Source organism: Pedobacter nyackensis, from assembly GCF_032678475.1.
GTDB classification, from domain to species: Bacteria; Bacteroidota; Bacteroidia; order Sphingobacteriales; family Sphingobacteriaceae; genus Pedobacter; species Pedobacter nyackensis_A.
In genome coordinates, this window is record NZ_JAVTSF010000003.1 from 12,570 (window position 1) to 26,891 (window position 14,322).

The 14,322-nt window shown below is 40.5% G+C and carries 10 protein-coding genes; 4 read left to right on the top strand and 6 right to left on the bottom strand.

Going from position 1 to position 14,322, the window contains the following annotated elements; genetic code table 11:
* Nucleotides 1-41: 41 nt before the first annotated feature.
* Both R2Q84_RS11025 and R2Q84_RS11030 read right to left on the bottom strand, forming a co-directional pair.
* Nucleotides 42-2,939: a PD-(D/E)XK nuclease family protein gene (locus R2Q84_RS11025; protein WP_316816598.1), complete on the bottom strand. Its 2,898-nt coding sequence runs from the start codon at nt 2,937-2,939 to the stop codon at nt 42-44.
* An 18-nt stretch (nt 2,940-2,957) separates the two neighbouring features.
* Nucleotides 2,958-6,185: a UvrD-helicase domain-containing protein gene (locus R2Q84_RS11030; protein ID WP_316816599.1), complete on the bottom strand. Its 3,228-nt coding sequence runs from the start codon at nt 6,183-6,185 to the stop codon at nt 2,958-2,960.
* A 126-nt stretch (nt 6,186-6,311) separates the two neighbouring features.
* Between R2Q84_RS11030 and R2Q84_RS11035 the strand changes: the two genes are divergently transcribed.
* Nucleotides 6,312-6,827 (top strand): thioredoxin family protein, encoded by a 516-nt coding sequence (locus tag R2Q84_RS11035; RefSeq protein WP_316816600.1) that lies wholly within the window; start codon nt 6,312-6,314, stop codon nt 6,825-6,827.
* A 10-nt stretch (nt 6,828-6,837) separates the two neighbouring features.
* Here R2Q84_RS11035 and R2Q84_RS11040 read toward each other — a convergent pair whose 3' ends face one another.
* From R2Q84_RS11040 to R2Q84_RS11050, 3 genes are read right to left on the bottom strand one after another with little or no spacing between them, the layout of a single operon-like run.
* Nucleotides 6,838-7,617 (bottom strand): tRNA threonylcarbamoyladenosine dehydratase, encoded by a 780-nt coding sequence (locus R2Q84_RS11040; RefSeq protein WP_316816601.1) that lies wholly within the window; start codon nt 7,615-7,617, stop codon nt 6,838-6,840.
* Nucleotide 7,618: 1 nt separating this feature from the next.
* Nucleotides 7,619-8,275 (bottom strand): TatD family hydrolase, encoded by a 657-nt coding sequence (locus R2Q84_RS11045; protein ID WP_316816602.1) that lies wholly within the window; start codon nt 8,273-8,275, stop codon nt 7,619-7,621.
* Nucleotides 8,276-8,284: 9 nt separating this feature from the next.
* On the bottom strand, nt 8,285-9,991 hold the full coding sequence (locus R2Q84_RS11050; RefSeq protein ID WP_316816603.1) for a glycoside hydrolase family 3 protein: 1,707 nt from the start codon (nt 9,989-9,991) through the stop codon (nt 8,285-8,287).
* A gap of 338 nt (nt 9,992-10,329) precedes the next feature.
* On the opposite strand from R2Q84_RS11050, the gene R2Q84_RS11055 reads away from it, so the two are divergent.
* The 3 genes from R2Q84_RS11055 (at nt 10,330) to R2Q84_RS11065 (ending at nt 13,406) form a co-directional block, all read left to right on the top strand.
* A complete protein-coding gene (locus R2Q84_RS11055) occupies nt 10,330-10,944 on the top strand; it encodes a porin family protein (RefSeq protein WP_316816604.1) in 615 nt (204 codons plus the stop codon).
* A gap of 208 nt (nt 10,945-11,152) precedes the next feature.
* On the top strand, nt 11,153-12,643 hold the full coding sequence (glpK, locus tag R2Q84_RS11060) for a glycerol kinase GlpK (protein WP_316816605.1): 1,491 nt from the start codon (nt 11,153-11,155) through the stop codon (nt 12,641-12,643).
* A gap of 31 nt (nt 12,644-12,674) precedes the next feature.
* Nucleotides 12,675-13,406 (top strand): MIP/aquaporin family protein, encoded by a 732-nt coding sequence (locus R2Q84_RS11065; RefSeq protein WP_316816606.1) that lies wholly within the window; start codon nt 12,675-12,677, stop codon nt 13,404-13,406.
* Nucleotides 13,407-13,469: 63 nt separating this feature from the next.
* Here R2Q84_RS11065 and R2Q84_RS11070 read toward each other — a convergent pair whose 3' ends face one another.
* Nucleotides 13,470-14,312: a thioredoxin domain-containing protein gene (locus R2Q84_RS11070; protein WP_316816607.1), complete on the bottom strand. Its 843-nt coding sequence runs from the start codon at nt 14,310-14,312 to the stop codon at nt 13,470-13,472.
* Between the last annotated feature and the right edge of the window lie 10 nt (nt 14,313-14,322).

A 14,322-nucleotide genomic window follows, 5' to 3' on the forward strand; every position in this document is an offset into this window, starting at 1 on the left:
ACACTTTGGAACCTTCAAATCGGCTAAAATAATTTGGCATTTTACATTCCGCACAGAGTTAAATATGGGGAATAAGCAAAACCAGCTTCATTCTCTGTAGGCATGAAAGGTCGTTGCTCATCAAATAGTTCTGAAAGTTTGGCCTCCAGGAAACCTACAAATTCAGATTTTATGCTCTCCAGCTTCTCTCCGTTCAATTTTATTTTTTCTCTTCCTTCGATAAAAAATGTTCCTTCTTTACGCATATTACGGATACTATATAGATTCGGTTCAACCCAATCAACAGCATTTGCTTTTTCAAAAACATAAGTGTAAAACAGGGTCTGAATTAAAGCCTTATTCTGCTTGTTCCCATTGGTATCAAAAACATCTGCCAGATTACTGTATCTTAAAACATCACTGCCCGTTTTATAATCTACAATACGTGTAGTCCCGTTTTTCCGGTCTATCCGATCTATAATCCCATGCAGCGTAATACTTTTCCCGACCCCATTAACCTTAAAGTTAAAACTGACTTTATCCTTTTTTTCAAGTGCCAGAACTTCGAATGGAGCTTCGTTTTCATCATAATCTAAAATCAGGTTCGCATACTCTTCTACGATAGCGAGTACCACCTTCTGCATTCCGTTATGATTAACCTGTAGGCTTACGTTCTCAAACATGACTTGTGCAAAAGCTTTGATCGCCAGCTCTGGAACTCTTTTCCGGTTTGCGGATATGCGTTCCTTTGTGAATATTGGATCTTCAGCCATTAAATCGCCATAAAAAGTTTCCAGCACATAATGCAGCATAGACCCAATATAATTAGCTTCCAGGTTTTCTGAGATCTCTTTCGGTTCCTCTATTTTGGCTACATACTTGTAAAAAAACTGAAGCGGACAATTCACATAAGAAGTCAAAGCCGAAGCCGACAAACCTATTTCCCCGGTCAGGTATTTGTTCAATACCTCCATCACCTTTTCATCTTTCTGAATAACTACGGGTATTTTTTTCTCCGTCGCAATGCTTTGTTTATGCTCAAGATAATTGAATTGATAACCACTTTCATATTCCAGCTGCCTTAAAAAACGCGTAGGCTCACCAGTATTGGTGTCATCGGCCTGCGCATTATACACCAGGCTCACTTTACCTGAACGCTGCAATAGCCGATAAAACATATAGGCTGAAATGGCATCCTGGTTTTCAAGAACAGGTAACCCGTAGGCCCTGCGGATGCTATCGGGGATAAAACTAGGCGACACACTGGTTTGCGGCAATAAGCCCTCATTAACACCTAATATATACACCTGCTCAAAATCAAGATTTCTGCTTTCCAATAATCCCATGACTTGTATGCCCTGAAGTGGCTCTCCAGTTAAAGGCACTGCAATTCCCTGAACGGCTTTCTGAATAAGCGACAAAATAAATGATAACTCCTTTGAACTCGTTAAGCCAGGTAAGTAAGTACTCAATGCATCATGAAGTCTATTCAACTCCTTGATTGTTGCCACAAATAAATCTGCCTCCGTTTGTCGCAATGTCTTATGGGCCAGCTGTTGTTCTAGTATATGTTTAAATATTGCCTGCAAGGTATTCGTGGCTTCGACACTACTTTTCACACGGGTAAAAAATGTAGCCAATAACCCTTTTTGTCCTTGTAGCCTTGTCAGCGGCACCTCCGCCAATTGTTCTGCCAGTAACTTTTGTTGAATCTTACTCCGCATCTGCTCAGTAACACCCGTTAAAGGATGCGATAAAAAAGCATCCACCTCACGGTGATATACTGTGTCTTTGTCACCCTGGATCAACTGGGCCTGTACATTTAACCATAAATCGGCCAAACCAAAAATGGATGAAGCCACCAGTGGATATCCCATCGTCACATTTATATTCACAGCATGCTTTTCCACACCTTCATCATAATGTGTAGGAATTGTTTGTAAAACTGGCAACAGCAAACTCTCATCCGCAAGGATAAGCGCAATTTTACCTGCATTATTCTCTTCTTTTAACAGCGGGTAATCAGCCTTCAGCGCGGTACTCAATATCTTCGCCTGGGCAACCTGCCCCTGTGTTTTATAAACATCTACAGTTTTTGGATTTGCTCGGATCAATGATCTGCTTTCAGCCAGTGCATTGACCAATCCAATAACCTGCAGGTTTTTTCTTAAAAACAACCCAGCTTCCTGCAATGGATCATTTATATAGTAAGTATCTGTATCAAAATAGAATAAGGTTTTGCCTTGGTCCTGCCAAAGCTTAAACACTACAGCTTCAGCCCTGCTCAAAGCGTTAAAACCAACAAACACCAGTTTACCATATGTTTCTGTAAATCCGGGAAGCGTCGCTTTACCTTCAGCAAGCTGCCGGTAAATATTTCCCATGGTCGTTAAGCCCTGCACTTTCAACGCCTCATGATAATCCCGGTACAATTCGGGCATACGTTGCCACATTTTAATAAATTGGATCTGCTGTTTTTTATGCTTCCCTTCCGAATAAGAACTCCAGAAACCTTTTAAAAATTCCTGCTGTTCTTCACTCAGGTAATCGAACTGGTAATCAATTTCAGCAAACTCTTCCATTTGCTCGAACAGCTTACCGGCATTAACAAGGTCATTATCTATCTGCGAAAAATCACTCAAAATAATTCTTGCAATGGGATAAAACTTAGCAGGCTCAATCTTACTCTCGCCGCTTCGCAACGCCAGTTTATTGTACTGCTGATACAAGGTGAAAAACTGCGTAAATACATCGGCGACTTTCAATTCAGACGAAGCTGCAAAAAACTCCTGTATGGTAAAAAAAGAAGGGCTCCAGAACGGTTTATTGATAATTCGTGCCAGGTGGTCCTGAAGGTAGGCAACCGGACGTTTATTGTTAAAAACGATTGCAGCATGCTGTAAATCATCTCCCAGTTTCAAAACCAGATCTTCTGCTACTTCTCTTAAAAACGGTTTCATACTTAAATCCTTCATCCTTTACACCAGTTTCAATTGTCCGCTCAACGCATAAAACAAATAAGTTTTCACATTCGTATAACCCATAGCCATTAGTAAAGACTTATAATGGTCAACCTGTTCCACATGCTTATCACTTTCCTGCTGCGTGAATTTATAATCAATAATAATCACTTCATCACCATTCACCAGCACTTTATCCGGACGGTAGCTTTTGCCTTTTGTATCTATAATACTACGCTCATTTAAGCTCTGCTTACCTTTGCCTAAAATTTCCTGTAAGCCTTTATGCTGTAATACTGAGATAGCCTGTGCTTTTAAAAACGGAAGTTCATCAGCTTTAAAAACCCCATCCAGCAACAGTGTTTTCAATACAGAATCAACAGCATTTACATCACTGGCCACAGCCAGCACTTCATGCAATATGGTACCTGTCCGTCCTGCACTCTCGCCTGTTAACAAGTCTATTTCCCTTCGTTTTAAGTTCGCATCAAAAACCTGGCTCAAACGATCAGAAACCGGATAGAAATCCATTTCAATCTCCTGTACTTTAAGGATTCTCTCTTGTTGAACCGGTACCTCATCGTCAATTAAATACTGCCCCTCGTCCGACAACCGATCGGCATAAACTTTATACAACAGGTCACCAATATTCGTAACCGTATCTGTCTTTTTACCCATTGTATTTATATAGAGATACTCTTTTGAGCGGGTTGTAGCCACATAGAGCATATTTAGGGCATCCATATTATTATACAGCAACTCTTCAAAATAAGGCTTCGCCACACTTGACCGTCCCAATTCTTTATTATATTTTAACGGAATACTATGTAAATGATGATATGGTGTATCTGCCGCCGGCACCCAAAAAATACCATTTGGCTTACCATTGATATCCCAGTTACAAAATGGCAGCATCACTGCTCTGAACGCCAGCCCCTTTGATTTATGAATGGTAATCACCTGAACTGCATCGGTATTGTCCGAAGATGGAAGCGTTTTCCTTGCACCTTCCTCTTCCCAAAAAGTAAGGAAAGCAGCTATACCTCGTTCCCCATGTAAGGCAAAGCTGCCCATTAAATCTCTTAACGCAAATAAATAAGGTAAGTTTGCAACATGCTTTTTTTCATGCAAACCAAAAGCAGCAATTATTTTTTCAAGTAAAGCCGGCAAAGGCTGCTGCATCCATCCTAACCAATTCTCACAAAGTTCAGCGGGCAACAAGCCCGCAAGCTGGGTAAGGTTTTTAAATTTTAACGAAAAGTAATGATGAGGCTCAACTGTCCTTCCCTGTAGCCTTGCAAATAAGCTAATACAGTTTGCTTTAAATAAAGCCGTGTTTTCTGACAGACCGCCCATTACCTGCAGCGTATTGATAATCAGTTTTACTGCACTGTTGTTGTTTAGCAACAAGGCTTCTCCCGAAATCACATCAATGCCATGACCCATCAGTGTTTCCACTGCCGCAACGGCTTCAGAATTAGAGCGAACAAGCACACAGATATCTCTTGGTTTATAATTTTTAACCTTGATAAGTGTGTCCAGCTCTTCAATCATTTTAACCAGCGAGAGGTCTCTAAACGTTGTTTTAGTTAAAGCATTACCTTCCAGGTCGGTCTTCAACACATTAAAACTAATCGTACCTCCAGCCAATGTAAAAGGCGTTGTCTTTTGTGTTGCTTCTGCATATACATCGGTAACAATCCGATCAAAGCCACGTTCCTTCCACCACTGTAATACTGCTGCCACTTCCTGTTCAGCAATAGTACCGTTTAAATTGGTCTGCATTAGTTGTGGCAAATGCTTAAAGAGATAGTTATTAAACTGAATGATATTTTGAGTACTGCGATAATTTTCTTCCAAACTATCTTCCAGCACATTATGAGCTTTAACATCAATTTTTGCCTGCTGATGAAGGATATTCCAATCACCATTACGCCAGCGATAAATAGATTGTTTGGTATCACCAACAATCAAATGGTCAATCAGCTTTCCACTCGGTGACGCAATAGCGTTGCTGAGCAAGGATTTAAAGCTACCCCACTGATTGGCCGAAGTATCCTGAAACTCATCAAAAAGGAAGTTACGGAATCGGTTGCCCATTTTTTCCCAAATGAAAGAAGGGTTGTCATCCGCATCATCTGTAATTCCCTTCAATAATGTCTGCGCATCACTGATGAGTAAATTAGGACTTTCTTCTCTATAGTCTTTCAGCAAAACAGCCATTTCCTGCATTAAACGTAGGTAGTACAAGTTCTTATTAAAAGCCTGGGCTAATACATAACCTGGCAATCCTTCCTGGTAAATCTGTACCAGTTTAGACAAAACAGGGTTTAATTCATTATACGAACTACTTTCATGACCTTTCTGAAACCATTCTTCAGGCTGATCAATCAGTTTTGTCAGTCCACTTATTTTAGACAGATCTCCAGCAGCAATTTTCGAAAGATTATTTAGTGGGGATCTGGATTTACCCTTTAAACTAGAGGTATCGATCCCTTCAACTTCAAAAATCTGTTGTGCTTCCTCTGCCAGTTCTTTTACTTTATTTTCGAAAGTCTCAATACCTAGCCTGGTAACTTTATTATAATCCTTAAACAGGCTATCCAGATCAGCTGCCTCACCCAATTCCTTGATCGCATTTTCGAATGGCTGATATCTTTCCTTAAAGATTTCATTGGTCAGATCAATCAGCTCCTTACGATAATTCCAGCTCAGGTTATTATTGATCCGATCAAGCGCCAGATCAATGATCCATTGTAATAAAACAGGATTTTTGTCAAGCGCTTTATCTAATCTTTCGGCCAGTTCATTTTTTACCTTGTCGTAATTCATTTCCAGACCATAACCTGCATCTAATCCGAGTTCAAATGCAAATCCCCGGATCACTTTTTGTACGAAACCATCAATAGTGCTCACCGAAAAGCGGCCATAGTCGTGCAAAATTTTCCGGTATATTTTATCAGCCCGTTGTTTCAAAACCGCAGCGTCCATATCAGGATGTGCCTTCAAAACAATTTCCCTATAGTCGTTTATCTTTTTTGAAGGATCTCCCTCTGCAAATCCTTTTAATACTTCCATGATCCGGCTTTTCATCTCTTCCGTAGCTTTATTTGTAAAAGTTACGGCCAAAATTTCCCGGTACTTCGTTTCACCAGCTAACAGCAGGGTTAAATAATGTGCTGTTAAACTGAAGGTTTTCCCTGATCCGGCGGAAGCTTGTAATATTTTTAAAGGCTGTTGAGGCATTAGGTAAAGCTATTAATATTTTTAATACCGGCAGACAAAATAATAGTTTAACAAAGACGCTATTATTATCATTGTATTACCATAGTTCACATATAAATACTTAAAATTGTATATAAATTTAAAAAGATGAATCGAATCATATTAGCATTGTTCACATTTCTAATCATATCTGGCGTGAGCTTAGCCCAGGAAAAAAAAGACGCCAATTCAAAGCCTGCAAAAATAGAGATTTACAATCCTAAAGCCGATGCAAAAGCTGAGCTTAAAGCCGCTGCAACAAAAGCAAAAAAAGAAGGTAAACATGTCTTTGTACAGGTGGGCGGCAACTGGTGCGGCTGGTGTATACTATTTCATAAACTGGTTGACGCGACCCCGGAATTAAAAAACTACTTAAACAACAATTATGAAACCGTACTGGTAAACTATAGCCCGGAGAACAAAAATGCCGATGTAATGGCAAGCTTAGGTTATCCTGGCCGTTTTGGATTTCCCGTATTCGTCATTCTTGATGGTAATGGCAGCGTACTACATATCCAGAACTCTGCCTACCTTGAAGAAGGCAAAGGACATAGTGTTAAAAAAGTGATGGAGTTTTTACAAGGCTGGACAGCAGCAGCTATTAAACCAGAAAACAACAAATAATAGCGCTAAATCAGACTTTCTTTTTCTTTTTAGCAGCAATTCTTGGTGGTCTTTCTGCCATCGTAATCGGCTGTCCCAGGAAATCTCTGATGACCACTGATGCGCAAACACCACCAAAAGCTGCTGGTAGATAAGAAACAGTGCCATAGGCAGAACGCTTAAAGTTGCTCCCATCAGTCATCACAAGGGAGTCTTTCATCACTGTTTCAGTAGAAAATACAGCTTTGATCTGGTTATAATTTTCAAATCTTTTTAATCGTTTTCGCACATACTGTGCGAAAACGCATTGATAGGTATCCGGCAACCAGGTCACTCTCAAGAGTGTAGGGTCCATTTTACCCCCTGCCCCCATTGAACTGACAATGGGAATGTTCTTTTCCAATGCTTTTGACAAGAGTATAACCTTTGGTGTAAGGCTATCAATACAATCCATAACATAATCAAAATGTTGCTCCATCAGCTCTCTACATTTTTGAGGTGTTAAAAAATCACGTATAACATGTAATTTAAGTTCCGGATTAATAGCCATTAGACGCTCTTTCATAATATCTGCTTTAGGAACACCATGATTGGTAGATAAGGCCGGTAATTGTCTGTTCCTGTTACTTGGATCAACAACATCTCCATCTACAATCGTCATCTCACCTACTCCTGAACGACATATAAACTCGGCGGCAAAAGAGCCCACACCACCAAGGCCTACAACCAACACATGCTTTTGTTGCAAAATATCGATCCCTTCGTTTCCAATGAGTAAAGCCGAGCGCGATAACCAATTTAAATCAGACATATTAAATAAGCTTTATTTTTTCCCAGCTGGCAAAAATAAGCGCTTTCAACGTTTCAACTGTACAGTTTTTTAAATTTGCTGCCGCCTGGTAAATTTCTTCGATGTTCCTGTCCCCATCATCGGTCTCCAGAAAAAAGACCTCAGTATGCTTAAGCATAGCCGCAGCACCAGAATCCGCATTCAATATAGCAGGGCCAAAAGAAAGATAAAATCCCTTGTCTAGCAACTGCCTGCCCAATTCTTCTTTTTTATTGAAGCCGTGAACAATAAGCGGAACACTTATCTTCATTTCCTTTTTTAAAGCCATCAATTCATCAAAACACCTTACACAATGGAGAATAACCGGCTTATCAAGCCCATTCGCAAGATTTAACTGCTTCCTCAAAATAATCAGTTGATTTTCCAGTTTTTCACCTTTTAACCGATCTAGTCCACATTCACCAATGAGTTTGATCTTTGTTTCCTTTGCCATCTCCACAAACCTGCAATAATCAGCCTCCAGATGCGCCATTGTTGCGAACCAGGGATGTAACCCTACAGAAATCTCCTGACCCGCAGGTAACACGGGCTGCTCCTTTCCGGTTAAAGAAAGACTTAGAATGCTCCTTATTTTGGCATCCTTACACAGCTTATGGGTATGGATATCTAAGAATTGCAAAGCTACATGTTAAAGTCCATCACCAAACTTAAAAAAAGAGCTTGCGGTAACCGGCAATTTGCCGGTAGCAACTACCTGATTTTTTATTACCGAGGCGGCCGCCTTTTGCATAAAATTGTCTTTCTGATAAGCAATGACCAAGCCTTTGCTATTCTCCAATCCGGATAAAGCAGTAAGGTTATAAGGGTTCGCAAATAAGGCAAAAACCGCATTACTTAGCGACATATCTTTAATAAACATCTTCAGATCGGCACTCAATATCATTCCATTGCCCGGACGCGCTCGGGTATCATGGATTCCGATAATAATCTGATCAAATGCTTTAACACCTCGTAACACCTTTGCAATTTCGTCCGCGTTAGCATTCTTGTCTAAAGTATAAAAAACAGCTTTTTTATAATATGCACCAAGTTCATGCTGAAACAAGGTTACTTCCGGTGTACCGATACTGATGATTACTGTCCGTTTTTCTGCATTGAGCTGCTGAATATTTTCCTTACCTCGCAATAAAGTCATGGATGCCTCAGCAAGCTGTTGTAACAGCAGCTGACTTTCGGGACGATTTACTCCCTCAAATACATTATTTTCATCAATTGCTTTTTTAACATTTAATCCAGCCCAATACTTCGCAGCAAGAATCTTTTTTACACTCTGATCAATCTGTGCCATGCTTATTCTATCTTTCCTAATCGCCTTCCTCACCAGTTTAATTGCTCTTGCACTATTTTCTGAAAGTTCCAGAATATCATTACCAGCAATAATACCCATTACATCTGCTTCACCATCCTTAAAATTTTTCACTACACCTTTCATCTCCATGGCATCTGAAATAACGATGCCTTTAAACCCAAGTTCTCCTTTTAAAACTCCGGTGACTATTGGTTTTGACAATGTGGAAGGCATATTGGCCGTACTGTCTAGTGTGGGAATATTCATGTGTGCAATCATTACGCCTGCCGCACCGTCTTTAATTAATTCTTTGAAAGGGTAAAGCTCCAGACTGTCCAAACGTGCTTTTGTAAATTTCAATTGTGGCAGATCATAGTGAGAATCAACATCCGTATCTCCATGGCCAGGAAAATGTTTAATGCTAACCAGCAAACCACCATCCTGCATCCCATCCATATAAGCCGCAGCTTTGGTGGCGACATTATATTTGTTCTCACCAAATGAACGGAAATTGATAACGGGATTTTTCGGATTGTTATTTACATCTACATCAGGAGCAAGATTCATGTGCATGCCGATACGTTTATAATCTTTAGCAACCTCCAGTCCCATTTTATAAATCAGATCCTTGTTCTGTATAGCACCCAATGCCATTTGATAAGGATAGGAGATAGTACTGTCTAAACGCATACCCAAGCCCCATTCTCCATCAGAAGTAATCAACAATGGCACCCTCGCAAGCGATTGATATTTATTAGTTAAAATTGCTTGTCGCCCCGGCCCCCCTTGAAAAAACACCAATCCACCAATACGTTCTTTCCTGATGACCACCCCTACTGAATCTTCATATGCTTTACCAAAATTGGTATGTGCTCTTACAAAGAACATCTGCGCAATTTTTTGTCGTTTACTTAAACCTTTAAATACTGAATCAACCCATTCATTCGGCCCTGCAAGTGTTTCGAGATAGGTTTTCTTTTGCGCCCGGGCACTAAAAGCTATTGACAAAAGGGCTAAACTGACTATGAAAAAATGCTTAACATTCATTAGTGCAACGATTGGTGAACTCTCAAAGTTAAACAAAAGTTCTACTTCAGCCGCTTTAAAAACCTTCCTCCAACCATCAGCCTTCCGCTCATCCTTACAATTGTATCAAATTTGATACAATTGTAAGGATGAGCGGACAATCTCTGTTTTGAATTATATAGATGTTAAAACAGCTAATTAACAGCGCTGTATCAAATTATTAAGCGCTATTCTGTAAAATTTAATTCGCAATCCTCATAAATGGCACATTTCTTTCCTATACACCGGTAACACATATTCCGGAATCCCTATAAGCACTGAGTCTTATGATGATTTCATAACCTTAAAAATATGTCATTATGAAAAAGATAATTATTCTGGCCTTAGGCCTATTTGCAGCAGGTGCTGCCAACGCACAGAGCCCGATTAGATTGGGTATTAAAGGAGGTGTAAATCTTCCAAACATCATTAAAGATGATGGCAACAATGACTTTAAAACTAAAGTAAATACAGGTTTTAATGCTGGTATTACATTAGACATTAACCTTATAAAAGGCTTAGCATTTACACCCGAGTTGTTGTACTCGACCAAAGGTTATAAAGCAGAAACTGTCTTCGGAGATTTTACGCAGACCACTCACTTTATTGATATACCAATTTTAGCGAGTATCAATATTGGCGGAAGTGGCTTAAACCTGGTCGCTGGCCCACAGGTATCATTTTTATTGTCTACCAAAAACAAATTTGAAAACGGTTTAGGTTCTACTGAACAAGAGATTATCGAAAATAACTCAGACAGGTTTAAAAAGAGTCTTCTTGGCGGCTTGATTGGCTTTAGATATGATGTTAACGAAAAGTTTGACATTCACGGTCGTTATGCCCTCGACTTTCAGAAAAACAATGAAGATGGTTCAAGAGAGACTCCAGAATTTAAGAACCAGGTATTTTCTGTAGGAGTTGGAGTTAAATTCTAATCTAAGAGTTACGACACTATATATCCCAATCCATCTACCTATGGAAAACCCCGGCCACTAAATTAGTGCCGGGGTTATTTTTTGCAGTATTTTAGCTCGAGAAGTGCATTGATATTTAAAAAATAGCACAATTTCGTATTGCATCTTTTACTTTCGATAATGATTGTTTATACTTACGTTTTATTACACATTATTGCAATTATAAACTATGAGCAAATTTATTTTATCCTTTGATCAGGGAACGACCAGTTCAAGAGCGATTGTATTTAATAAGGACGGCGGCATTATATCCATAGCGCAAAGAGAATTTGAGCAGATCTATCCTCAACCAGGATGGGTAGAACACAACGCGAGCGAAATATGGACTACTCAGATCTCTGTAGCTACAGAAGCGATTGTAAAAGCAGGCCTTACACCTACTGATATAGCAGCTATTGGCATTACCAATCAACGCGAGACCACCGTGTTATGGGATAGAAAAACCGGAGAGCCACTTTGCAATGCAATAGTATGGCAGGACAGACGTACTTCCTCCTATTGCGATGAACTGAGGCTAAAAGGACTGGCAACAAACATCCAGGAGAAAACAGGGCTTATTTTAGATGCATATTTCTCTGCCACTAAGATAAAATGGATGCTCGACAACGTACCGGGAGCCCGTGAAAAGGCTGCTGCCGGAGAAATTGCTTTCGGAACCATCGACTCGTGGCTGATCTGGAATTTAACAGATGGGAGGGTACATGTTACAGATGTAAGCAATGCCTCCAGAACCATGATCTACAACATCCATACACTTAATTGGGACCAGGAGCTATTGGATCTTTTCGACATTCCTGCAAGTATCCTACCAGAAGTAAAATCATCGAGTGAGGTATATGGAGAAACTACTGGAAATGTTTTAGCAGCAAAAATTCCTATTGCCGGAATTGCCGGCGATCAGCAGGCAGCCTTATTTGGACAAATGTGTACGCATGAAGGAATGGTAAAAAACACATATGGTACGGGATGTTTTATGTTGATGAATATTGGCGATACTCCTACCGTTTCAAAAAATAACCTGGTTACCACCATTGCCTGGAAGATAAATGGAAAAGTACAGTACGCTCTTGAAGGCAGTATATTTATTGGTGGTGCAGTAGTACAATGGTTAAGGGACGGACTGGGAATCATCAGTACTTCCGCAGAAGTAGAACAACTTGCACTTAAAGTACAGGATACCGGAGGCGTATATCTGGTCCCTGCATTTGCGGGCCTTGGAGCCCCACACTGGAACCAGGATGCAAGAGGAACAATTACTGGCATTACCCGCGGAACAACAGCTGCGCACATTGCCAGGGCAGCTGTGGAAAGCATTGCGTTCCAGACGATGGAGGTACTTAAAGCTATGGAAGCCGATTCGGGGCACGCTATAAAAGAGCTAAGGGTAGATGGAGGTGCAACGGCCAACGATATGCTCATGCAGTTTCAGGCCGATCTGTTGGATACGACAGTGATCCGCCCTGAAGTAACAGAAGTAACGGCTTTAGGCGCCGCGTACCTTGCTGGTTTAGCTGTAGGTTACTGGAACAGTATGGATGACATTAGCGGACAGTGGAAAATTGATAAAAACTTTAATGCAGGCGAAGCAGAAAACATCCCTGAACGTATTAAAGGGTGGAACAGGGCAGTCAAAGCCGCAAAAGCCGCCGCAGAAAACTAGTATATTTATAAACGAACTTAACTGAATCAACATGTCTCCTTTTATAGCTGAAATACTCGGCACAATGTTTATGATTTTACTGGGCAACGGGGTTGTTGCCAATGTGGTTTTAAAAGGAACCAAAGGAAATAGCGGAGGATGGATGGTGATTACCACAGCCTGGGCACTTGCGGTATTTGTAGGTGTAGTTATTGCCGGACCTTATAGCGGTGCGCACCTAAACCCTGCGGTAACTATTGGCCTCGCCATTAGCGGCAAATTTAGCTGGCTGCTTGTCCCAAGCTATATTGCCGCACAATTTATTGGCGCCATGTTAGGCGCCTTTATGGTATGGCTTTTATTCAAGGATTTCTATGCTGGAACGGAAGACAAAGGAGCAAAACAGGCCACCTTTTGTACAGCACCTGCGATTCCAAATACGATTTCCAACCTTATCAGTGAGATCATTGGAACATTTGTATTGATATTTGTGATATTTCATTTTACAAATGCAGAAATGGGCGTCGATAAAAATCCGATAGGACTAGGTTCTATTGGCGCATTACCAGTAACCTTATTGGTTTGGGTTATTGGCCTATCACTCGGTGGAACAACTGGTTATGCCATTAACCCGGCAAGAGATCTTGGTCCACGGATTATGCACGCCATTTTGCCCATCGCTGGTAAAGGAGGTAACAACTGGGGATACGCCTGGATTCCGGTTATAGGCCCGATAATAGGTTCTGCTCTTGCGGCAGCCCTTTATCTCTGTGTTAAAATATAGAACCACTTAAATAAACTAACTTTAAAAAAGGCGGTCACATAAAAAATATGGCCGCCTTTTCTGTTACTTAGTCAACAAAGTACTATTCTTTTTAAGTCCGAAGCGAGCAGGCAAATTCGACTGTGTACATACCGCAGCCTTTTTACCTGTTGTCCGTATATGCCTATTCAGCAAAGTCTTACCATTTGAAGCAATTGCATGGTTGATTTCTGTTAAAGAAGGGACCCCGGTTTTCTTCCAGACCGGCTTACCATCGCGATACAGGATTAAGGTAGGTATAGTTGTGATCTGATATGCTTTTATGATTTCGGGATTCGCATCAATCTCGAGCACAAAAGTCTTCACTTTATTTCCGGGTGTATTTGTTAAGGAATCCAATACCGGGATTACCTTTTTGCATGGAGGACAATAATTGGATCCATAGTCGACCAATACAAGATTTTTAGATGTCAGTATACCTTTAAAATCAGCCGGTGTAACCCTGCTTTTATGATTTTCCCGAACCACAACTTCATTCCCTGAACCAATCCAGCTGGCTATGCCTGGTGATAAAACGTATATCTCCCGGAACCCCTCTTGTCTTAATAGTTGTCCAATGCCAGAGGAGCGGCCGCTTTGTATCGAATAAATAAACACTGGCTGATCCTTTTCCAGTTGATTAAAGATCTGCTCGAAACCTTTTACAGACGGATTTACATTTATTGCCCCTTTCAAATGAACCTGATCAAATTCCTCCGCCGAACGGGCATCCAAAATCTGCGGGTTCTTTTGCTCAGCTATTTTTTTGCTGAAGACTGCGACAGTCGTCAAAAACTCTTTCTTTGATTCTCCTGGATTATTTTGAGCATATCCCAATGTAGAGACACCAAATAACCATGCTAATAATATACTTCTGATTGCTTTCATAAATCATGTT

What these genes read in the sequence shown, in the direction of transcription:
- glpK (WP_316816605.1), top strand. Translation starts at nt 11,153, where the DNA reads ATGAGCAAATTTATTTTATCCTTTGATCAGGGAACGACCAGTTCAAGA.
- R2Q84_RS11025 (WP_316816598.1), bottom strand. Translation starts at nt 2,939, where the DNA reads ATGAAACCGTTTTTAAGAGAAGTAGCAGAAGATCTGGTTTTGAAACTG.
- R2Q84_RS11030 (WP_316816599.1), bottom strand. Translation starts at nt 6,185, where the DNA reads ATGCCTCAACAGCCTTTAAAAATATTACAAGCTTCCGCCGGATCAGGG.
- R2Q84_RS11035 (WP_316816600.1), top strand. Translation starts at nt 6,312, where the DNA reads ATGAATCGAATCATATTAGCATTGTTCACATTTCTAATCATATCTGGC.
- R2Q84_RS11055 (WP_316816604.1), top strand. Translation starts at nt 10,330, where the DNA reads ATGAAAAAGATAATTATTCTGGCCTTAGGCCTATTTGCAGCAGGTGCT.
- R2Q84_RS11070 (WP_316816607.1), bottom strand. Translation starts at nt 14,312, where the DNA reads ATGAAAGCAATCAGAAGTATATTATTAGCATGGTTATTTGGTGTCTCT.
- R2Q84_RS11050 (WP_316816603.1), bottom strand. Translation starts at nt 9,991, where the DNA reads ATGAATGTTAAGCATTTTTTCATAGTCAGTTTAGCCCTTTTGTCAATA.
- R2Q84_RS11065 (WP_316816606.1), top strand. Translation starts at nt 12,675, where the DNA reads ATGTCTCCTTTTATAGCTGAAATACTCGGCACAATGTTTATGATTTTA.
- R2Q84_RS11040 (WP_316816601.1), bottom strand. Translation starts at nt 7,617, where the DNA reads ATGTCTGATTTAAATTGGTTATCGCGCTCGGCTTTACTCATTGGAAAC.